This window comes from Streptomyces sp. NPDC052236 (genome assembly GCF_044548015.1).
In the GTDB taxonomy this organism is placed as follows: domain Bacteria; phylum Actinomycetota; class Actinomycetes; order Streptomycetales; family Streptomycetaceae; genus Streptomyces.
This window is the reverse complement of record NZ_JBIUBL010000009.1, coordinates 220,624-239,730: the sequence shown is the minus strand read 5'-3', so window position 1 is coordinate 239,730 and position 19,107 is coordinate 220,624. Positions and strand designations below refer to the sequence as shown.

The following is a 19,107-nucleotide window of genomic DNA, read 5'->3' as shown; positions in this document are numbered from 1 at the left end:
CGGTTGTTCAGTGTGCTTGGCTGGGTGTGGGGCTTTGTCGGTCGCGGTTGTCCGCGCTGGTGGTGGCCGGGTCCTGGGGAGCGGGAACGGCGGCGCCCGTGAGGGCACGGACCTGCATCTGGGCGAAGCCGGCGTCGTTGCGCTCGCTGCTGGTGAGCGTGCCGATGGCGCCGAGCAGGAAGGCGACCGGCACCGAGACCAGTCCGGGTTCGATGTCGAAGATCTTGAAGTCGGCGTCGGGGAACAGGGCAGCGGGATCGCCCGATATCCCGTTGGAGAACAGGACCATGACCATGGTCACGGCGATGCCGCCGTAGACCGTCCACATCAGTCCCGCGGTGTTGAAGCGCCGCCAGAACAGTGAGTAGAGGACCGCCGGCAGGACCGCGGCACCGCCCAGGTCGATCGAGGTGGGAATGAAGATGTGGGTCAGCTCGGAGAGCATCGCGACACCCACGACGACGGAGACGATTCCGATGACGGCCACGTTGCGCCGTGTGTCCTTCAGTTCGGCGGCCGGGTCGGGCCGGTGGCCACGCACCGCGTTGATGTCCTTGGTGGCGGAGGTGACCACGTTGATCAGCAGAGCGGCGAAGACCGCGCCGACCACCAGCAGGGCGATCGCGCCGAGCGTGCCGGCCAGCCACTGCCCGCCGAGGTCATCGGCGAGTTTGGGCAGGGTGATGTCACGGTGGGGCGGGAACACGCCGATGTTCTTCGGACCGAGTATCGCGACGGCGCCGAGACCGATGACGGAGATGCACGCGTAGAACCCCACGATGATCATCGCTGCCCAGCCGGCCGACCGCCGCGCGTCCCGTCCGCTGGTCACCGCGGCGTTGCGCATGAAGAGGTAGGGAATCCCCGCGACGCCGACGACGATGGAGAAGACCTTCGACAGGTGGATCCACCGGTCGGAGCCCTCGCCGAACAGGCGGCCGGGGCCCAGCAGGTCGTAACCGCGCGGGTCCGGCGCCGCGTTGGCCTGGGCGTCGTCGAGGAGGCTGAGGAGGTTCAGGTTGTACTTGGCCAGTACCAGCAGGGTCAGCACCGCCACGACGGCGAGCGCCAGCACCGCCTTGACCACCAGCATCCGGGTGACTCCCGCGATCCCGCCCATGAACACGTACACCACGGCGACCAGGCCGACGACGCCGACCACCAGGGCCTCTCCCGTGCGGGAGTCGATCTCGAGCATCCGGCTGGAGACCATACCGACCGCGTCCAGCATGATGATCATGAGCATGGCGTAGATCAGCAGGGTGAGCACTGCCGAGGCGATCCGTGCCGGGCGCTCGCGGGCGCGCAGCGCGAACAGGTCGCCCATCGTGTGTGCGCCCACGTTGCGCACCGGCGAGGCGTATATCAGCAGCGCGAACAGCATGGACATCGTGAAGGCCGTCAGGAGCAGGACGGCGTCGAAGCCGCTGAGCGCGACGTGGCCGGTGATGATGAACATGGTCGAGTACATGATGGGGCCGGTGACCATGGCGAGGGCGTTTTGAACAGGGCCGATCCCGCGGCCCGCGAGGAGGAAATCGGTCGGGTTGCGGATGTGGGCGCGCGTGCGGTTGACCAGGACGAACACCACGACCGTGATGGCGATCGCGAGGGGGATGGCGATGGCGGGCGCCGCCCAGGTGTTGATCAGGGGTGGCGGCGGGGGCAGCGGGGGGGCCGCGAGAGTGCTGGTCATCCTCGGTCTCCTTCCAGGTCCGCCCGGATCTGCTCGCTGAGGGGATCCAGCCGGGTACGGGCGTATCGCAGGTACACCGCGGAGATCGCCACCACGAGGGCGAACGACAGAAGTACGAACAGCAGGCCCACGTTCAGGGGGCCGCCGAGCCCGTGGCGGAAGAAGTCCGGCACGAAGGCGGCGAGCAGGATGGTGAGGAACCACCACCCCAGAAAGGTGACGCTCGCCCAGAGGGTGAAGGCATTGGATTGGCGACGCAGGGCCTGGAACCGGGCGCTGTCATGTACGGCGGCATAGCGGTCACCGTCCGCTGGTACGTTCGTCGTGCCCATGACACCTCCTTCGATGATGGCGTCGTGACGTGGCGGTTAGTACGGCAGCATCGGCCATCACCTCCGCGCGGGCATGGCCCATTCACGGGATTCTGGGCGTGCGTCGGGGAAATGGCGTGAGCCTGGGCCGAACCGCGTGAACGTGTGATGTCCGAGCGGCGGCGGCGGGGTTGATGGTGTTCCCATGACCTGGGCGCCGGAGCTGAGCGCGTGGACGTACGACGACTTCACCAGCGGCGAGCTCGATCCCGCCCGCTGGAGAATCATGGCGATGAAGGGGGCCAACGGTGAAAGGCACCAGTACCGGGATCGCAACGCGCGGGTGCGTACCGGTGACGGGCACTTCGAGCTGACCGTCAATCCGTTCAGTCGCTTCCACGACACGGACCCGCGGCAGAACAACGCCAAACAGATGTACCAGTCCGTGCGGCGCTTTTGTGTGCCGGCGGCGGGAGAGCTGACGTTCGAGGTGCAGATGGGGGTGCGGACCTACGGCCAGGTTCCCCATGACCTGCTCGACGCCTTCGGCACGGTGAACCTCTTCGACCTTCAAACCGGTGTCGTACTGAATGCCGCCGCGACCAATGACACCGTTTACGCGGTGGTCGAACGACTGGTGATCCCGGGTGTGACCCGGCCGCACGAGCGCTACATCCACCGGGTGGTGGTGGAGGCGGCGACGGAGCCGGGGCGTGAGCACCGCTACGCCATCACCTACCGGGCCCGGACCTCGGAGGTGGAGTGGTACGTCGACGGCCATCTGGCGTACGGGGCGCGGCTTCCGGTGGCGGTGGCGGGCTTCAACGCGGGCATGGCCCTGTTCTCGGCCCGGGATCTGACCCGCTACGCTCGCGCGGAGCGGGAGCACGGGCAGGGCGCGAGGGGCCGGTGGGGACCGTGGCGCATCACGGCAGGCGCCGGATGAGCACGCCCGCGGTTGCCGTGAGCACGCACAAGGGCGCCGGCATCGTCGGGTTGGTGACGGTGTGACAGTTCGCGGGTGGGTGCGGTGCCTGGTTCTGTCGCGTCCGCCGCGGGCAATGGGCGCCCCACCGCTCGGGCCGCGGAGCCGGCGCGGCCTGTGGGACAAAACCCGGTGAGCGCGTGCGCCACCGGCCCGGCGGGTCCCCCGGCCGGCACGGCTGCGCATTGCCCGCAATCCCCCGGCCGGCCTTGCGACATCGCGCGCCCGGAATGGGCGTGAGCCGGCCGGAGCCATGTCGGCCCCTTACGAATGTCATGGGTGGCGCCAATGAAAAGTAAGGCCTGGATGCGTGAGGAATACCCTCCCACGTCGTGACAAATTTTCCCTGGAAATTTCCGATATGCGATATCTACGCTACCCGCATGGCATCGACCACGAGAAATCACGGTCACGTACAACGCGGGCTCCGGCACAAGGAAGCCGGCGCCGCACGGGCCGGCCATGACGGGGTGAGGAGCGCCGAGCTGCGCCGGCGCTTTCGCCGCCTTGAAAACCTCTTCAATCGCACGGAACCGCGCGACCAGGCATTTCGCTACGTGTGCGATCTCCTTGCCCTGCCTGCCCAGAAGTGCACCGAGGACGGACGCAACCGGCTGCTCACCACCGCACGCTGGGACGAGGACCTGGTCCGCGACCGGATCCGCGACATGGTGGTGGAGAACCTGAGCTCTCCCGACGCGGCACTTGTCATCACCGAAGAGGGATTTGTGAAGAATGGACATAAATCCGCCGGAGTGGAACGGCAGTACTGCGCGTCCGCGGAGCGTGTCGACAACTACCAGATCGGCCTGTTCCTCCTTTACGCGGGCAAGTCGGGATCGGTCACCGCGATCGACCGGGAGCTGTTGCTGCCGCCGTCCTGGGCAGGGGACGCCCTTCGCCGGGCGGCGAGCAAGATACCCGCGGACATCCGTGCCCGGGACAGGGAGGACCTGGTGCTCGCCATGATCGACCGAGCCCTCGCGGCGCACGTCCCGGCCGGCTGGGTGGTCGCCGACACCCCCTGGTACGGCGACAGCGCGCGACTGCGCACCGCGCTGGAGGCACGCCGGATCCCCTATGTGCTTGCCTGCAGCGCCGCCGCCGGATCCTTGACGGCGGTGCGGGGCGAGGAGGTCGAGGGGTTCGTGCGGTGGCGGCGGCCACGCCCGGGTGGCGGTTGCCATCTGGCCTTCGCCAGAGGGGGAACCCGCCAGGAGGAGCTCATGGAGGCGGCGCGCAAGGGCGCCACCCGCAGGCACTACATCGACTCCGCCCGCCGTGAGGCCGGGAAGGACCGCTACGCGGCGCGGCACTGGCGGGCGTGGTACCGCCATATGAGCCTGGTCATGTTCGCGCACGCCCACCTGACGCTCAGCCGGGCCCGGCCGGACCTGGCCGGCACCGGCCGGCAGGGCCTGGCCGGGCCGGGCCCCTGTGGTGCGGGCCGCGTGGCCCGCGGCGGTGACCACTGGCTCTCACCGGCTGTGGCTCAGATCCACCCGGCCCGCGACGCGGCGTGAACGGCACTGATCCTGTTGCCCGCACCCAGTTTGTGGATGGCGGAGTGAATATGGTTACGGACGGTGCCCGGGCTCAGGTTCAGCTGCGAGGCGATGGCGCTGAGCGGGCGGCCGTCCTGGGCCGCCATCAGGATCTCCGCCTCGCGGGCCGTCAGCGGGTTCTCCCCGGAGTCCAGCATCTCGGCGACCAGTTCGGGCATGAAGTGCCATCCACCTGCGTGGACCTTGCGGATCACCCCGACCAGCTCCCCGATCGAGGTCTCTTTGGTGAGCAGTCCGCGCACCCCGGCCTTGAGCGCCCGGTGCACGTGCCCGGGGCGGGCGTCGCAGGTCAGGATCACGATCGGGAAGCCGGAGCGTTCCTGGCGCAGTTGTTCGGCGACCTCGATCCCGTTCATCCCCGGCATGTTCACATCGAGAACGGCGAGCTGGGCCTGGTGCTGGTCCACCAGTCCCAGCACACTGTCTCCCCGCCCGGTGTCGGCGACGACCTCGATGTCCTCCGTCAGTTCGAGAAGCTTCGCCAGAGCCTCCCTGGTGATGGCTTCGTCCTCGGCCAAGACAACCTTGATCACGATCTCTTCCCCCCATTGGTCTACCCGCCCAGCGGAGCCGTGGCTTCGACGCGGTACGTGAGATCGCGGCCGGGGCCGTGCACGAGTGTGCCGCCGATGGAGCCCAGCCGCTCCGCCAGACCCGCGAGCCCGCTCCCGGCGTTCGAGCCGCGCCGCCCCGCACCGTCGTTGATGATCCGCAGATGGCCGGTCTGCCTGCCGGTCCACACCTCGATCGAGCAGGCCGCGGCGATGCTGTGATGGATGATGTTGGCGGCCGCTTCCCGTGCCACCCAGCCGAACGCGTCCTGGACCGGCTGGGGCAGCGCGCCCAGGACGCCGGTGCCGGTGACCTCCACCCGCACCCCCATGACCCGCAGGTCCGAGCGCACGGCCGCGATCTCGGCGGCCAGGTCCCCCAGGCGGTACCCACGGGTCAGGGCACGGACCTCGGCGATGGACCGGCGCGCGAACACGCACAGGGCCTCCAGCTCGGCGCGGGCCCGTTCCGGCTGGTCGGGGAGCAGCTGCGCCACCAGCTCGCTCTTGCGGTTGACCGCGGCAAGGGTGCGGCCGAGCACATCGTGGACTTCTCGCGCGAACCGCAGCCGCTCCGCCTCGACCGCGCCCGCCGCCGGCTCCGGGCCGCGCCGCCCCATCTGCCCGGCGCGGGGGGGCGTCAGCATCAGGTGACCTGCCGCGAGGGCGGAAATCACGGCCGGCAGCTGGTCCGGTGGGGCATCGCGCAGGACCAGGCCACAGGCCCCGGCACGCAGAGCGTCGCGGACCTGGAGGTCTGTCATCGCACCGCCCTTCGCGCCCAGGGGCCGGTGCGGGGGTGGACCGCGCATACGCACCGGATGCCGGGATGCCGGTCCGCGCCGGCCGGACTCCGGGTGCCGCCGGGCAGGTGGGTGGGCCGCCACGTGGCCGGCGGCGGATCTTTCAGCGCCTGTAACCGTTCAATTCCACAGGAACGTCCGCTCCGCTTGATGTACATGGGCGAATTATTCACCTCGGACCACTCCTTGATCGTGAGCGAAACCCGGCTTGAAACGCCAGGCCGGCGTCTACTGCCGTGAGGAGTGGTCGTGCTCTCACAGACAGCACAAATGATCATTAAACCCCCCGTGCGGACGAGGCACAAAGTAAACGACTGGACTATAACTTCCCTCGATTTCCCGTATTCGGCGTAATTCAGTGGGCCGGAAGGCCGGGTTCCGGGGTTCGACCTGGGCGGGTGTGGCTGAGCGCGCCCGGAGGGCGTTTCTCCGGGGACTGCCCCGTAAAGGATCCTGCCGTGGGGTGATCCTGGTTGCGTCCGGTGTGATCACGGCGTCGCAGCCGTCCTGGACGGGACGGCCCTGTGCGCCGGGCTGATCCCGTGTGCCTTCGGCGAGTCGGTGACCGCGCTGCGCCGCGGGAGTGGCGAGGTCCCCGGCCGGAATCAGCCGTGGAAGCTTTCGCCGGAGGGCGCCGGGCGTGCGGGAAGTTTCGGTACTCCACCCGTCAGCAGGTCGTCATCGACGCCGACACCCCCTGGCCGTGGTGGCCGGCCGGCCGCCGAGGTCCTGCCGCGGACGGGGGCACTTGGCGCTGCCGCCGATGGCGCACCCGGCTGCCGCGGATGCCGCAGGCGCCGCGAAGGTACTGCGTGCGCGGTAGTCAACTGCTCGTCCGCGAGCGGGATTCGCCCGCCGTGACATCCGGCTAGGGTGCGGGCATGAGCACAGGACGGACCGGGGTTCCGGCCGGTGTCAGAGACTGGGCGATCGCCGTCTGCGTGGCGGCGACGCTGCTGGTCACCGGGCTGTCCGGGGAGCGTTCCGCCACGGGCCTCGACCTGCTCGGCTACCCGCTGCTGGTGGCCGGCGGCCTGGCGCTGGGTGCCGGGCGCCGGGCTCCGGTTGCCGTCCTGGCCGTCACCGGGCTGTGCGCGGTGGGCTACCAGGCGGCCGGTTTCGACGTGCCTGCCGTCGCGTTCCTGTTCGCGGTGTACGCCGCCGTGCGGGCGGGACACCGCACCCTCACGGTGGCGGCGTCGGTGACCATGGTGGCCACTCTGCCGCTGGGGGCCCTGGCCTCCCTGCACGACATGGGTGAGGCGTTCGAGCAGGCCCGCGGCGCCCTGGAGATTGCCTGGCTGGTCGCGGCCGGCGCGGCGGGGGAAGCGCTGCGGCAGGCGGAGCGGCGGGCGGACGAGGCCGAGCGGACCCGGGAGGAGACCGCGCGGCGCCGCGCCGATGAGGAGCGGCTGCATATCGCGCGGGAGTTGCACGATTCGCTCACCCACCAGATCTCGATCATCAAGGTGCAGTCCGAAGTCGCCGTCCACCTGGCGCGCAGGCGTGGCGAACAGGTGCCGGAGACCCTGCTGGCGATCCAGCAGGCGGGCCGGGAGGCGACCCGGGAACTGCGGGCGACCCTGGAGGCGCTGCGTGACGACGACATGACCCCGCCGCACGGGCTCGAGCATGTCGCGGAACTGGTGGAGCGCTCCCGTTCGATCGGCCTGGACGCGACGCTGACGATCGAGGGGCAACGACACGACGTGCCGGCCGCGGTGGGCCGGACCGTCTACCGGATCGTTCAGGAGTCGCTCACCAACATCGCCCGTCACGCCGGCGCCGCCACCGCGTCGGTCTGCATCGACTACCGTCCGGACGCCCTGGCCATACGCGTCGACGACGACGGCAGGGCCACCGCGGACAGCGCCCCGACGCCCGGTGTCGGGCTGCTCGGGATGCGCGAGCGCGTCACCATCCTGGGCGGTCGCCTGCGCGCGGAGCCGCGCAGTGAGGGCGGCTTCAGCGTCCAGGCCGAACTTCCCGTGGACCGGACGTCGTGATCCGTGTCCTGCTGGTCGATGACCAGCCGCTCCTGCGCAGCGGATTCCGCGCGCTCCTGGACATCGAAGCCGACATCGAGGTGGTGGGCGAGGCCGGGGACGGGAGGGAGGGCCTGGCGCTTGCCAAAAAACATCTGCCCGACGTGGCGCTCATCGACATCCAGATGCCGGTCGTCGACGGTATCGAGGCGACCCGGCTCATCGTCGCGGACCCGGCCCTGGCCGGGGTGCACGTCGTCATCCTGACCAACTACGGCTTTGACGAATACGTCTTCAACGCGCTGCGCGCCGGCGCCGCCGGATTCCTCGTCAAGGACATCGTGCCGGAAGACCTCCTGCACGCCGTGCGCGTCGCCGCGCGCGGCGACGCGCTGCTCGCACCGTCGATCACCCGCAAGCTGATCAACCGGTACGTCACCCAGCCGCTGCACACCGGCGCCGGCGCCGGCACCGGGCTGGAAGAGCTGACCAGCCGCGAACGCGAGGCCGTCGCCCTGGTCGCGCAGGGCCTGTCCAACGACCAGATCGCCGACCATATGGTGATCAGCCCCCTGACCGTGAAAACCCACATCAACCGGGCCATGACCAAGCTCCACGCCCGCGACCGCGCCCAACTGGTGGTCCTGGCCTACGAATCGGGCCTGGTAGCCCCGCGCAACCGCTGACCTTCACGGCCCGCCGGTCCTGGCAGCCGGCCTCCTTGCTCGGCGCGGTCCGCGCGGACACCGGTCCGGCGACGGCGCCGAGAACATCGTGCGCGTGCCCCCCGGTTCGAGGGCGGGTGAGGAACGCGGCGGCGAACGTCCCTTGGCCCGGGGCGGGCCTCGTTCCCGTGAAGCCCTCGCCGGCGCGCGGCGGGCCCTTGTCGCCGCAACGCCGTCGTCGGCGCAGCCGGGACCGGACCGGCTGCGGATGCGCGGCAGGCGCGTCCGGGCCCGGTTTCTCAGGGGCGGCCCGTCGCCGCTCCCTTGGCCCATGCCTCGATGAGTTCGCCGGCCTGTTCGACGTTGAGTCTGGGATCGCACAGCGAGGTGTAGTGACGCCCCAGATCGGCCTCGCTCTCAACCGACCCGCCGATGCACTCGGTCACCTCCTCCGCCGCGACCTCGATGTGGAGTCCGGCGGCGTACTGCCTGTTCTCCTCGACGATGTCGCGGAAGCTCAGGGCTTCTGCGATCACGTCGGTCAGACGGCGGGTTTTCCTGCCGGAGGAAGAGGTCACCGTGTTGCCGTGCATGGGGTCGCACAGCCAGATCACGGGGTGTCCGGCATGGGCCACACGGCGCACGATCGGCCCCAGGACCTCACGGATACGGGTCCGGCCCATGCGCGGTATCAGCACCAGGCGGCCGGGCTCGCGCCCGGGATCGAGTGCCCGGCACAGGGTCAGTACTTCATCGGGGGTCGTTGCCGGGCCGATTTTGCAGCCGACCGGATTGGCCACCGAGGCAAGCAGGGCGACATGCGCACCGCCCGGCTGGCGTGTCCGTTCCCCCACCCATGGCAGGTGTGTCGAGGTCAGGTACAGCTCGCCGGTGTCCGCGTCGCGGCGGACCAAGGGGGTTTCATAGTCGATGACCAGGGCTTCGTGGCTGGACCACGGTCCCTGACCGGCAGTATTGCGTTCGCGTTCGTGTCCCCGGCGGTGCGTTCGCATCGCCCGCTGCACGGTGTCGCCGGCGTCATACGCCCACAGCATGCGCGATGGGTCGGGTTCCCTGGCCGTGGGTGTCGCGATTTCGGAATTTATCATGTGCCCGCGGAACGAAGGGACAGTGAACTCGCCGTGCCGCTCGGTGTCCTGGGAGCGGGGTTTGGCGAACTGTCCGCCCATGCGCCCTACGCGGATGACGCTGCGGCCGGTGAGGTCGCTGAACCGGTCTGCCAGCACGTCGATGACACGCAGCTTCTTTGCCGTGTGGAAAGCGGAGCATTCCTCCAGGCTCTCCGCGCAGTCGCCCAGTTGCAGCAGGAGAGCATCCGTCCTCGTCACGTGCGACAGCACTCCTCGCAGATGCCGCGTCTCCGCGGCGCTCACCAGCGGCCGGGCGAGGGCCAGGGTGCGACGGGCCTCCTGGTAGGCGGCGTGTTCTCGCCACGTCGGCTGTTGCGCCGCGGGCATGGCCTCCCACGGCCAGGGTGGGTCGACGTCCGCGGTGGAGCCGGGTGACGGCATCTGTACTCCCCCTTCAAGAAACCAGCGAGCCTGCCTCCCGGAGCCGCACAAGGGGGCCCCGCCCGATCAGGGCTTGTGCGACAGCTTGACCCGGCAGCCGGTGCGCGCACACCACGTCTTCACGGTGTTGGGGGCACGCCGCACCGGGCGTCCGCGTGAGTCTTCCGCACTTCTCTATGTCCGACAGCGTGTTCGGGCCAGGCTGTGGCGTCTGTGCACCGCTGATCCGCCGAGCAATGTTGATCAACCGCGTCGGAATATGGCGCGCTTGCGCCATCACACCGCTGATCGTTGCCCGCTGCCCGGTCCATGCACCTGTCGCGCGGTGGAGCATTCGCTGCCAAAAAACGGGGGTAATCATGAATGCGCTGGTAGGGCGTGAACAGACACTGTCGGTGCTGGCCGGTCATCTGGACGCCACCGTGCGGGGCGCCGGTGGCTGTGTCGTGGTTGAGGGGCCGATCGGCATCGGCAGGACCCGGCTGTTGACGGCGACGGCCCAGAAGGGGGCCGAACGCGGTCTTGCGGTGGTTGCGGGGCGGGCGGGCGGGATCGATCAGCCCGCCCCCATCGGCTTGCTGATCAGTTTCCTGCGGCACGTGATGCCCGGTGAATCCGCATGCGATGAGCTGATGCGCCCGGACAGCAATCCTTTCTGGCTGGTGGACCGCCTTGGCCCGCTGGTGGACAACGCGGCGCGCAGGCGCCCGCTGCTGATCGTTCTGGACGATGTCCACCAGGCCGACGAGGTCAGCGCTCTGGCTCTGCGGGGCCTGGTGCACTCGCTTGTCTCCTCGCCGGTCATGTGGCTGCTCGCGCGCCGGCCGGCTCCCGCCCCCTCACTCACCCAGCACGCCATCGGCTCGCTGATCGACCATTGCGCGGTGCGGCTTCACCTGGGGCCGCTGGACAACGAGGCGGTGGCCCAGTTGTGTGCCGGCGTGCTGGGGGCCGAGCCGGATTCCTCCGTGCTCGGCTGGGCGGCTCGCTGCGGGGGCAACCCGTGGCTGGTGAAGAGCCTGCTCGGCGCGCTCAGGGAAGCGGGAGCGGTACTCATCGTCGACGGCAGGGCCTCAGTGGTGGCCAACAGCCTTCCCCGGGGCGTCCTTGGCGCTGTCGAGCGCCTGCTCGAGGAAGTACCGCCTGCGATGCGCCGTCTTTTGGCGCTCGGCGGGAAGAGGGGCCCGACGTTCACGGTCGAGGAGGCGGCCGCGGTGCTCGGCGAGCCGGTCCCCCACCTGTCCGCCTGCGTCGAGGAGGCGGTGCGGGCAGGGCTGATGCGCAAGAACGGTGCGCAGCTGACGTTCCTCCACGAGGTGATCGGCGAAGCGCTGCGCCATGACGCGTCGCGGGGTCCGCAGTTGGCGGCGCCGGTGGCCGCGGCCGGCGCCCCGGCGAAGCGGCCGGGCACACGACCTGCTCTCTGCGCGCCGGTGAGATCACAGCAGCCGGCAGGCGGCCAGGACACTGTCCTGGCCCGGGCCATCGCGTCGCTGGGAGATACGTTCGAGCAGGCGCCGCGGACGCTGGCCCGCGCCCTGCGCCTGCTCACCGGGGCGGGGCGCGGCGTTCAGGCCAGTCGCCTCGCGGGCATTACCGTGCGCCCCGGTACCGGGGCCGGGGCCGGGGAGCAGCTGGTGCTCGAGGTCGCACGGGGGCTGGGTGAGGCCGGCCGCCACGACCTGTCGGCGGCACATCTTCAGCAGACGCCGGCACGCCAGGACATCGGCGAGGCGGACCGTGCCGCGCTCAAGGACATGCTCGCCGATACGGCACGGGGGAGGAACGGTGCCGCCCACGCGGGTGCGCCCGCACATGAGCGGCCGGGCACCGCGCCGTGGCACCTCACCGCTCGTCACACGGGCTCCGGCTCCGGCTCCGGTTCCGATGTCCGGGCGGCGGGCACGGGTGAGCGTCCGTTGTGGACGTGGATGGTCCGCGCTCTGGTGGCAGCCGACCGGTGTGAGGAGGCGACAGCCCTGTGCGCCGCGATCGAGCGGGAGTCGCACAGGCTCGGCGAGGCCCTGCCACCACCGCTGTGGCACGCTCAGCGCGCCGAGGTCCTGATGGCGGCCGGTCGCCTCGATGAAGCGCGGGCGCAGGCCCAGGCCGCGCTGGCGCCACCCGGCCGGCCGGCCGGCGCGGAGTGCGTAGCGGCGCGCGTGGTGCTGGCCCGCATCGACCTGCATCGCGGCGACATCGCCGCCGCCGGCGAACACCTGCACCTGGCCGGGCGGCCGGTGGCCAACAGCGCGGTGGGCGACGGCGCGGTGGGCGATGAGACCGGCCTGGACTGGGCGCTTGCACAGTTCCAGGCAGCCTGCGGGCGCGGCGCCGAGGCGGCTTCGAGGCTGATCGACGCCAACGGGCCGCTCACGCCCCACGCTCTGCTCTTCAGCGAAGCGCCGACGGCGGCGGCCATGGTCGTGCGCCTGGCCGGGCAGACGGGAGATGATGCGCGGGCCGCACGGGCGGCCCGGTGCGCCCGCGACATCGCCGGGCGCAACCCGGGTGTGGCGTCGCTGGCAGGGGGCGCCGAACATGCCGAGGGGCTGCTGCGCCGCGATACCGCTGCTCTGCTGCGCGCCGTGGAGCACTACCGGCGCGCCGGGCGTCCGCTGGCCCGGGGCATCGCCCTGGAGGACGCGGCACAACTGGAGCAGGACAGCGGGAACAGGGACCGGGCGATCTGGCTCCTGGAGTCCGCTCTTGATCTCTACGTGGACTGCGGTGCGCGGGGCGACATCACCCGCGTACAGAAGAGGCTTCGTCCTGCGGGCGAGAGCCAGGTGCGTGCGCCGGGCGCGGAGAGGCTCACCTCCGGCTGGGCAAGCCTGACCGGTGCGGAGCTTCGTGTCGTACGGGCGATCGCCGACGGCAGGAGCAACAAGGCGGCGGCGAGCATGCTGTTCTTGTCGCCTCACACCGTCGACAGCCATCTGCGGCGCGTGTTCTCCAAGCTCGACATCAACAGCCGCGTCAAGCTGACCAAGCTGTTCCTCACCCATGAATCCTCCTCACCCCTGCCGGGCGCCGCCCGTCGTGAGCGTCATGCGCCCTCGCGATGACCGGGGCGCGGGCGCGTGCGGCAGGGGTGAGCACCGGCTGGAGCACCGGCTGGAGCACGGGCCGGCGGGAGGCGTCCCGTTGCCGGCGTCGCCGGTGCCGTCACCGGCGGATCGACCAGCCGCGTTCGCTCAGGGCTGCGCTCAGGGCGGTGGCCGCCGCGGGCCCCACCATGAGCTGCACGAGACCCGCCTGCTGCCCCGTCGCGTGGTCGATGCGGACGTCTTCGATGTTGACCCCGGCACGTCCGGCGTCCGCGAAGATCCGCGCCAGCTCGCCCGGCTGGTCGCTGATGAGGACCGCCACCGTCTCGTAGGCGGCGGGGGCCTCGCCGTGCTTGCCGGGCACCCGCACCCGGCCGGCGTTGCCCCGGCGCAGGACGTCCTCGATGCCCGCGGCGCCGCCGCGCCGCTTGGCCTCGTCCGCGGACTGCAGGGCGCGCAGTGACTCGACGGTGTCCTCCAGGTCGGCGGCCACGCCCGCCAGTACGTCGGCGACGGGGCCCGGGTTGGCCGACAGGATCTCGATCCACATCCGGGGCTCGGAGGCCGCGATGCGGGTGACGTCGCGGATGCCCTGGCCGCAGAGCCGTACGACCGTCTCGTCCGCCGTTTCCAGCCGTGCGGCGAGCATCGAGGAGATGAGCTGGGGGGTGTGCGAGACCAGGGCGACGGCCCGGTCGTGGGCATCGGCGTCCATGACCACCGGCACGGCGCGGCACAGCGCGAGAAGTTCCAGGGCGAGGTTGAGCACTTCGGTGTCGGTGTCCGGCGTCGGGGTGAGCACCCAGGGGCGGCCCTCGAAGAGATCGGCGGTCGCCGCGAGCGGGCCCGAACTCTCCTTGCCTGCCATCGGGTGCGTACCGATGTACGTACGGAGATCGAGGCCCAGGTCCTCCAGCTCGCGCCGGGGGCCGCCCTTGACGCTGGCCACGTCGAGGTAGCCGCGCGCGGTGTGGGCGCGCATGGCCTTGGCGAGGACGGTGGCGGTGTGCGCGGGCGGTACGGCGATGATCGCGAGGTCGACACGGCCGGGCGGCGGCTCGTCACTGCCGGCGCCCAGGGCTGCCGCGGTGCGGGCCCTGTCCGGGTTGTGGTCGGCCAGATGGACACTGACGCCGCGTGAGGCGAGGGTCAGGGCGGCCGATGTGCCGATCAGACCGGCTCCGATGACCAGGGCGGTTCTCACTGGGCGATGTCCTTGCGCAGGGCAGGAGCGGCGCCGGGGGGCAGGCGCGCGATCCGGCGGCGGGGCAGGTCGGTCCCGACGGGGGCCAGGACGGGGACGGCGCGGGGCGGGGCGCCGCTGATGCCCCGTTCCTGTGCGCTCAGCGGCGGGGCCACCTGCTCGTCCCGGTGTCCGGGCTCCTTGCGCTGCGGGCGAAGGGCCCCGCGGACAGCTTCCGGTGGCACCTCGTGCTTCTTGTGCTGCTGCTCAGTGTTCACGTGTTCCGTCCAGGTTCGGCAGGGGCCCCGCACCGCGTGCGCGCCGGGCCTCGGGTGGTGGTGCGGGGGCACGGCACGGCCACGGCGCCGCCCGGATCCCGATGCGCTCCGGGGGGGGGCGGGGTTGTGGGGCCGGGCCGGCCCCGCACGCGTCGTCGCGTGCGCCGGGCCGGCCGCAGGAGCGGTGCCTGCGCAGTGCTCAGTCGTCCCAGTGGTCAAGGACCTGGCGGCGGATCGCCGCCGGGTAGGCCTCGGCGAAGGAGCTGTGCGCGAGGCGGCCCTCGCCCGAGACGGGCAGCAGCCCGTCGTGGAAGACGATGGGGCCGCTCTGGGCGGCGCGTTCTTCCCCGGTGTAGCAGTTCAGCAGGGGGTGGACGAAGCCGTACCACGCCTCCGCACGGTCAAGGGGATGGATGCGGGTGGCCAGAGCCCACAACAGGTCCGTGTCGTCGGCCGGGTCGATGTCATCGTCCAGGACGAAGGTGGCCGCCGTGGCACGCCCCGAGTGGGACTGGGAGAGCACGGTGCCGATCCGGTGCGTGAGCTCGGCCGAGTCGACACCGGGCAGCATCTGGCGCCAGTCCCGGGGGACGGTGACCACCATCCAGTGCGATGCCGCGCGCAGCGGTGACCAGGCGGTGGTGACGGGCAGTTCGGCGGCCCGCAGCTCCGCCAGTACCTCGGCCGCCTGGCCGACACCGGTGACGGTGTGGAACTCATCCACCGGCCGCCCCTCGGCCACCAGCGGCCAGATGGGGTCGTTGCGGTGGGTGATGGCTTCGACCGTGTACACCGGCTGCATCGAGGTGTGGGTGGAGGCGTAGCCGGCGAACTCGCCGAAGGGCCCCTCCCGCGCGTCGCGGCCCACGGACAGGTGCCCCTCGATGACGATCTCCGCGCTTGCCGGCACGTCCAGGTCCACCGTCTCGCAGCGCACGACCTCGAGCGGCTGGCCGTACAGCGCCCCGATGTACCCGGCCTCGTCGACTCCCCTGGGCAGGGGGATGCCCCCGACGAAGGGGATCGCCGGGTCTCCGCCCTGTACCAGCGCGTAGGGCATGGGCTGACCCAGCTCGGCCCACTCCTGCCAGATCATGCCGATGTGCTGCGCCGGTATCACCAGGCCGGTCATGTGCTTGCCGTCGATCAGCATGATCCGGGCGATGGACCAGTTGGTCCACCGGCCGTCGGGGGTCTTGGCGACGATGATTCCCCAGGTGTTGGGATAGCGTCCGCCGTCGAACTCGTGGATCTGGGGCACCGGGAAAAGATCGAGGGTGGCATCCTCGCCCAGGAGCACATTCTCTTTGCAGGCCGCATCCTGACGCGCGATGAGTTTGGGTGGTACGGGCGCCACGTCGCGGGTGCGGGCCAGATGGTCGACCAGCTCGGCGGCGGTGGTCTCGGCGGGCAGCCCCACGGACAGGGCGACGCGGGCCAGCGGCCTGCCCGGCGCGGCACTGAGCGCGGCGGGCGCGCCGAGCAGCCGGAAGCCGGGCGCGACGCCCGCCACGTTCTCGAACAGCGGGGCGGGTGACTGGCGTTCACAGGAGAGGCGGCTGATCGCGGCGGCCTCCAGGTCGGCGCTCACGCTGCGGTGGATGCGCTTGAGGTCGCCCAGAGCGTCCAGCGCGTCGAGGTAGCTGCGAAGATCGCCGAACCGGGTGGCGGGGCGGGTGGCGGGGCGGGTCATGAACGGGCGCTCCTTTGTTCCATGCCGTGGTGATGTACCGGGGTGATGTCGGCCTGGGGGCCCGGCCGGGCGGCCGTGGCCCGCGCGAAGCCCTCCCAGCGCCGGGCCGCGGCACTCTGGATCCCGAACTGGTCCAGAACCCGGGCGACGATGTGGTCGACGATGTCCTCCACCGTGTGGGGGTGGTTGTAGAAGGCGGGCATCGGCGGCACGATCGCGGCGCCCATGCGGGCCAGCGCGAGCATGTTCTCCAGATGGATTTCACTGAGCGGGGTCTCCCGTGGCACCAGGACCATGCGGCGCCGCTCCTTGAGCGTGACGTCGGCGGCGCGGGCCATGAGCCCTTCGGCGTACCCGGCGCGGATGCCGGCCAGCGTCTTCATGCTGCACGGGATGATCACCATGCCGTCGGTGGGGAAGGAGCCGGAGGAGATCGCCGCTCCCTGGTCGTCGGGCGAGTAGGTGACGTCCGCCAGCGCGGCCACCTCGCGCGCGCTCAGCCCGGTCTCCAGTTCCACTGTGGCGCGCGCCCAGCGGCTGAGCACCAGGTGTGTCTCCACCTGAGGGTTCCCGCGCAGCTCGGTGAGCAGCCGTACGCCCAGCACCGCGCCTGTGGCGCCGGTCATTCCCACGATCAGCCGCATCGCACCCCACCCACCACCTTCCGTGTACGGAATATCCTTGTACTGAATATACTGGGTGTCATGACGAACACAAGCCCCCGCCCCCGGCCGCAACTGGAAGAGGCGCTGCCGCATCAGCTGCGCCGGGCCGCTCAGGCGTGGACGGCACTGTGGCAGCAGCGCCTCCCCGACCTGACCAATCCTCAGTTCGGGGTGCTGCTCGCCCTGGACGACCACGGCAGCATGGACCAGTCGGCGCTGGGGGCGCTGGCGGCGATCGACCGTTCCACGCTCACGTCCCTGCTGGACCGCCTGGAGGCGCGTGGCCTGGTGACCAAGGAGATGGACCCGGCCAATCGCAGGCGCCGCATCGTCGCGCTCACCGGCAGTGGCCGCGATCATCTGGCCGCGGCCCTGGAGGAGGCCGGTCAGCTGCACGCGCGGGTGGAGGACCTGCTGGGCGAGCGCCGGCTGAGGCAACTGGTCGAACTGCTGCGCGTCCTGGGCGACATGCCGGGGCACCCTGCACCCAATCCTGCACCCAATCCTGCACCCGGCCCTGCACCCGGCCCTGCACCCGGTCCTGCGTCCGGTCCTGCGTCCGGTCCTGCACCCGGTCCTGCACCCGGTCCTGCGTCCGGTCCTGCGTCCGGTGGGTCCGCTCGCGCACACCGCGACCGCTGAGACCCATCCTCCCCCCAATAGAGGGATTGGTCGAAAGGCCCGGCACTGGAAGTGTGATCAGCGACCCGAGTGGGTCCGCCTTGGAGGGCTGATGCATGTTCACGTCCGCAGCGGTGCACAAGCTCGCCCAACGCCTCGCGGGCCCGGTCCTTGGACCCGGGGATGAGGGATACGCGGCCGAGGCCGCCGGGTTCAACCAGGTACTGCAGCACCGGCCCCAGATGGTCGCCGGCGTGCTGGACGCCGCGGAGATACGCAAAGCCGTCACCTTCGCGGCCGAAACCGGTATGCCCGTCGCGGTCCAGGCGACCGGTCACGGCCCCTCGGCCGCCGCCGAGGGGACCGGACTGCTCATCAACACGCGCCGGATGACCAAAGTGACGATCGACCCCCTGACCAGGACCGCCCGGGCAGAGGCCGGCACGCAGTGGCACCACGTCGTCGAAGCGGCCGCCGCGCACGGCCTCGCCCCGCTCAACGGTTCCTCGCCGCTGGTGGGCGTGGTCGGCTACACCCTCGGCGGCGGGCTGGGCCTGCTCTCCCGCAAGCACGGCTTCGCCGCCGACCAGGTCACCGCCATCGACGTCGTCACCCCCGACGGGCGGCCGCGCACCGCCACCGCGGAGCACAACACGGACCTGTTCTGGGCGCTGCGCGGCGGCAAGGGCAACTTCGGGGTGGTCAGCGCCATCGAGTTCGCTCTCGTGCCCGTACCCCACTTCTACGGCGGCGGGCTGTTCTTCCCCGGCGAGTTCGCCGCCGAGGTCCTTGACGCCTGGCGGTCGTGGACCGCGTCCGTTCCCGAGGAGATGGGCTCCTCGCTGGCCTTTTTGCGGATGCCGGACATGGAGCCCATCCCGCAGTTCCTGCGGGGCAAGCTCGTGGTCCACATCCGCATCGCCCACCTGGGACCGGGCGATGAAGGCGAACGCCTGGTGGCGCCCCTGCGGGCGAGCGCGCCGGCGATGGTGGACACGCTCGCGCCGATGCCCTACACCCGCTTCGCGGACATCCACAACGACCCCGCCTTCCCCATCCCCTACAACGAGCGCTCCCTGATGCTGCGTGAGCTGGGCCAGGACGCCGCGAAGGACCTGCTAGCCCTCGCGGGCCCCGCCAGCAACTGCACCGACATCATGGTCGAGCTGCGGCACATGGGCGGCGCGCTGGGCCGGCCGCCCGCGGTGGCCGGCGCGGTCGACCACCGCGAGGCCGCGTTCTGCCTGGCCACACTCCAACTGCCCGGCGGGCGCCCGGACCTTGTCGTGGAGGGGATGGCGCACCGGGGAACGGGCCGGCGCTATCTCAACTTCCTCGCCGGCCCGCACACAGCCCAGCTGGCCGAGCACGGTTACGGCCCCGCCACCTATGCGCGCCTCGGCGAGATCAAGGCCCGGTACGACCCGGACAACCTTTTCCGGTTCAACCACAACATCGTGCCGCGCGCGAAGAGCTTGTGACCACCCGGCGAAGCCGAGCCCGCCACAATCCAGAATCTGGAAG

At 71.0% G+C, this 19,107-nt stretch carries 16 protein-coding genes; 7 read left to right on the top strand and 9 right to left on the bottom strand.

The window, feature by feature from the left end:
• Window positions 1-7 precede the first annotated feature (7 nt).
• Together ACIHCQ_RS17830 and ACIHCQ_RS17825 are read right to left on the bottom strand one after the other, a co-directional pair.
• Complete coding sequence (locus ACIHCQ_RS17830) at window positions 8-1,696, bottom strand: Na+:solute symporter (RefSeq protein WP_399662946.1); 1,689 nt, start codon at window positions 1,694-1,696, stop codon at window positions 8-10.
• Complete coding sequence (locus ACIHCQ_RS17825) at window positions 1,693-2,028, bottom strand: DUF485 domain-containing protein (RefSeq protein WP_399662944.1); 336 nt, start codon at window positions 2,026-2,028, stop codon at window positions 1,693-1,695. Before ACIHCQ_RS17825 ends, ACIHCQ_RS17830 begins: the two co-directional genes overlap by 4 nt.
• 184 nt (window positions 2,029-2,212) lie before the next feature.
• Here ACIHCQ_RS17825 and ACIHCQ_RS17820 point away from each other — a divergent pair, with 184 nt between their 5' ends.
• Window positions 2,213-2,953: a DUF6081 family protein gene (locus ACIHCQ_RS17820; protein ID WP_399662942.1), complete on the top strand. Its 741-nt coding sequence runs from the start codon at window positions 2,213-2,215 to the stop codon at window positions 2,951-2,953.
• 422 nt (window positions 2,954-3,375) lie between these two features.
• Window positions 3,376-4,515 (top strand): IS701 family transposase, encoded by a 1,140-nt coding sequence (locus ACIHCQ_RS17815; protein ID WP_399662940.1) that lies wholly within the window; start codon window positions 3,376-3,378, stop codon window positions 4,513-4,515.
• Here ACIHCQ_RS17815 and ACIHCQ_RS17810 read toward each other — a convergent pair.
• Both ACIHCQ_RS17810 and ACIHCQ_RS17805 read right to left on the bottom strand, forming a co-directional pair.
• The gene (locus tag ACIHCQ_RS17810; RefSeq protein WP_399662938.1) at window positions 4,485-5,090 is read right to left on the bottom strand and encodes a response regulator; all 606 of its coding nucleotides are present in this window, start codon (window positions 5,088-5,090) and stop codon (window positions 4,485-4,487) included. The genes ACIHCQ_RS17815 and ACIHCQ_RS17810 overlap by 31 nt on opposite strands.
• Before the next feature lie 20 nt (window positions 5,091-5,110).
• On the bottom strand, window positions 5,111-5,872 hold the full coding sequence (locus ACIHCQ_RS17805) for a sensor histidine kinase (RefSeq protein WP_399662936.1): 762 nt from the start codon (window positions 5,870-5,872) through the stop codon (window positions 5,111-5,113).
• A 920-nt stretch (window positions 5,873-6,792) separates the two neighbouring features.
• Here ACIHCQ_RS17805 and ACIHCQ_RS17800 point away from each other — a divergent pair.
• A complete protein-coding gene (locus ACIHCQ_RS17800) occupies window positions 6,793-7,917 on the top strand; it encodes a sensor histidine kinase (RefSeq protein WP_399662934.1) in 1,125 nt (374 codons plus the stop codon).
• Window positions 7,914-8,582 (top strand): response regulator, encoded by a 669-nt coding sequence (locus ACIHCQ_RS17795; protein WP_399662932.1) that lies wholly within the window; start codon window positions 7,914-7,916, stop codon window positions 8,580-8,582. Before ACIHCQ_RS17800 ends, ACIHCQ_RS17795 begins: the two co-directional genes overlap by 4 nt.
• 278 nt (window positions 8,583-8,860) lie before the next feature.
• On the opposite strand, the gene ACIHCQ_RS17790 is transcribed toward ACIHCQ_RS17795, so the two are convergent.
• Window positions 8,861-10,093 (bottom strand): 3-deoxy-7-phosphoheptulonate synthase, encoded by a 1,233-nt coding sequence (locus tag ACIHCQ_RS17790; RefSeq protein ID WP_399662930.1) that lies wholly within the window; start codon window positions 10,091-10,093, stop codon window positions 8,861-8,863.
• Window positions 10,094-10,269: 176 nt separating this feature from the next.
• Here ACIHCQ_RS17790 and ACIHCQ_RS17785 point away from each other — a divergent pair, with 176 nt between their 5' ends.
• Window positions 10,270-13,161: an AAA family ATPase gene (locus tag ACIHCQ_RS17785; protein ID WP_399662929.1), complete on the top strand. Its 2,892-nt coding sequence runs from the start codon at window positions 10,270-10,272 to the stop codon at window positions 13,159-13,161.
• 100 nt (window positions 13,162-13,261) lie between these two features.
• Here ACIHCQ_RS17785 and ACIHCQ_RS17780 read toward each other — a convergent pair whose 3' ends face one another.
• The 4 genes from ACIHCQ_RS17780 to bagM all read right to left on the bottom strand — a co-directional run bounded on the left by ACIHCQ_RS17780 (window position 13,262) and on the right by bagM (window position 16,941).
• Entirely contained in the window at window positions 13,262-14,347 is a 1,086-nt protein-coding gene (locus ACIHCQ_RS17780; RefSeq protein ID WP_399662928.1) for a prephenate dehydrogenase, read from the bottom strand.
• Window positions 14,344-14,604 carry a hypothetical protein gene (locus tag ACIHCQ_RS17775; protein WP_399662926.1) on the bottom strand — a complete coding sequence of 87 codons (261 nt, stop codon included), beginning with the start codon at window positions 14,602-14,604 and terminating at the stop codon, window positions 14,344-14,346. Before ACIHCQ_RS17775 ends, ACIHCQ_RS17780 begins: the two co-directional genes overlap by 4 nt.
• A 199-nt stretch (window positions 14,605-14,803) precedes the next feature.
• Window positions 14,804-16,297 (bottom strand): bagremycin/ferroverdin biosynthesis UbiD family decarboxylase BagN/FevL, encoded by a 1,494-nt coding sequence (bagN, locus tag ACIHCQ_RS17770; protein ID WP_399662924.1) that lies wholly within the window; start codon window positions 16,295-16,297, stop codon window positions 14,804-14,806.
• Window positions 16,294-16,941 (bottom strand): bagremycin/ferroverdin biosynthesis UbiX family decarboxylase BagM/FevK, encoded by a 648-nt coding sequence (bagM, locus tag ACIHCQ_RS17765; RefSeq protein WP_399662922.1) that lies wholly within the window; start codon window positions 16,939-16,941, stop codon window positions 16,294-16,296. Before bagM ends, bagN begins: the two co-directional genes overlap by 4 nt.
• 60 nt (window positions 16,942-17,001) lie before the next feature.
• Between bagM and bagL the strand changes: the two genes are divergently transcribed.
• Both bagL and bagK read left to right on the top strand, forming a co-directional pair.
• Window positions 17,002-17,604 (top strand): MarR family transcriptional regulator BagL/FevM, encoded by a 603-nt coding sequence (bagL, locus tag ACIHCQ_RS17760; protein ID WP_399662920.1) that lies wholly within the window; start codon window positions 17,002-17,004, stop codon window positions 17,602-17,604.
• A 95-nt stretch (window positions 17,605-17,699) separates the two neighbouring features.
• On the top strand, window positions 17,700-19,064 hold the full coding sequence (gene bagK / locus ACIHCQ_RS17755) for a bagremycin/ferroverdin biosynthesis FAD-dependent oxygenase BagK/FevA1 (RefSeq protein WP_399662918.1): 1,365 nt from the start codon (window positions 17,700-17,702) through the stop codon (window positions 19,062-19,064).
• Window positions 19,065-19,107 lie beyond the last annotated feature (43 nt).

Excerpts from the sequence above, each read along its gene's own strand:
- bagK (WP_399662918.1), top strand. The coding sequence starts at position 17,700 with ATGTTCACGTCCGCAGCGGTGCACAAGCTCGCCCAACGCCTCGCGGGC.
- ACIHCQ_RS17800 (WP_399662934.1), top strand. The coding sequence starts at position 6,793 with ATGAGCACAGGACGGACCGGGGTTCCGGCCGGTGTCAGAGACTGGGCG.
- ACIHCQ_RS17830 (WP_399662946.1), bottom strand. The coding sequence starts at position 1,696 with ATGACCAGCACTCTCGCGGCCCCCCCGCTGCCCCCGCCGCCACCCCTG.
- bagN (WP_399662924.1), bottom strand. The coding sequence starts at position 16,297 with ATGACCCGCCCCGCCACCCGCCCCGCCACCCGGTTCGGCGATCTTCGC.
- bagL (WP_399662920.1), top strand. The coding sequence starts at position 17,002 with ATGACGAACACAAGCCCCCGCCCCCGGCCGCAACTGGAAGAGGCGCTG.
- bagM (WP_399662922.1), bottom strand. The coding sequence starts at position 16,941 with ATGCGGCTGATCGTGGGAATGACCGGCGCCACAGGCGCGGTGCTGGGC.
- ACIHCQ_RS17815 (WP_399662940.1), top strand. The coding sequence starts at position 3,376 with ATGGCATCGACCACGAGAAATCACGGTCACGTACAACGCGGGCTCCGG.
- ACIHCQ_RS17825 (WP_399662944.1), bottom strand. The coding sequence starts at position 2,028 with ATGGGCACGACGAACGTACCAGCGGACGGTGACCGCTATGCCGCCGTA.
- ACIHCQ_RS17805 (WP_399662936.1), bottom strand. The coding sequence starts at position 5,872 with ATGACAGACCTCCAGGTCCGCGACGCTCTGCGTGCCGGGGCCTGTGGC.
- ACIHCQ_RS17790 (WP_399662930.1), bottom strand. The coding sequence starts at position 10,093 with ATGCCGTCACCCGGCTCCACCGCGGACGTCGACCCACCCTGGCCGTGG.
- ACIHCQ_RS17785 (WP_399662929.1), top strand. The coding sequence starts at position 10,270 with ATGTCCGACAGCGTGTTCGGGCCAGGCTGTGGCGTCTGTGCACCGCTG.
- ACIHCQ_RS17820 (WP_399662942.1), top strand. The coding sequence starts at position 2,213 with ATGACCTGGGCGCCGGAGCTGAGCGCGTGGACGTACGACGACTTCACC.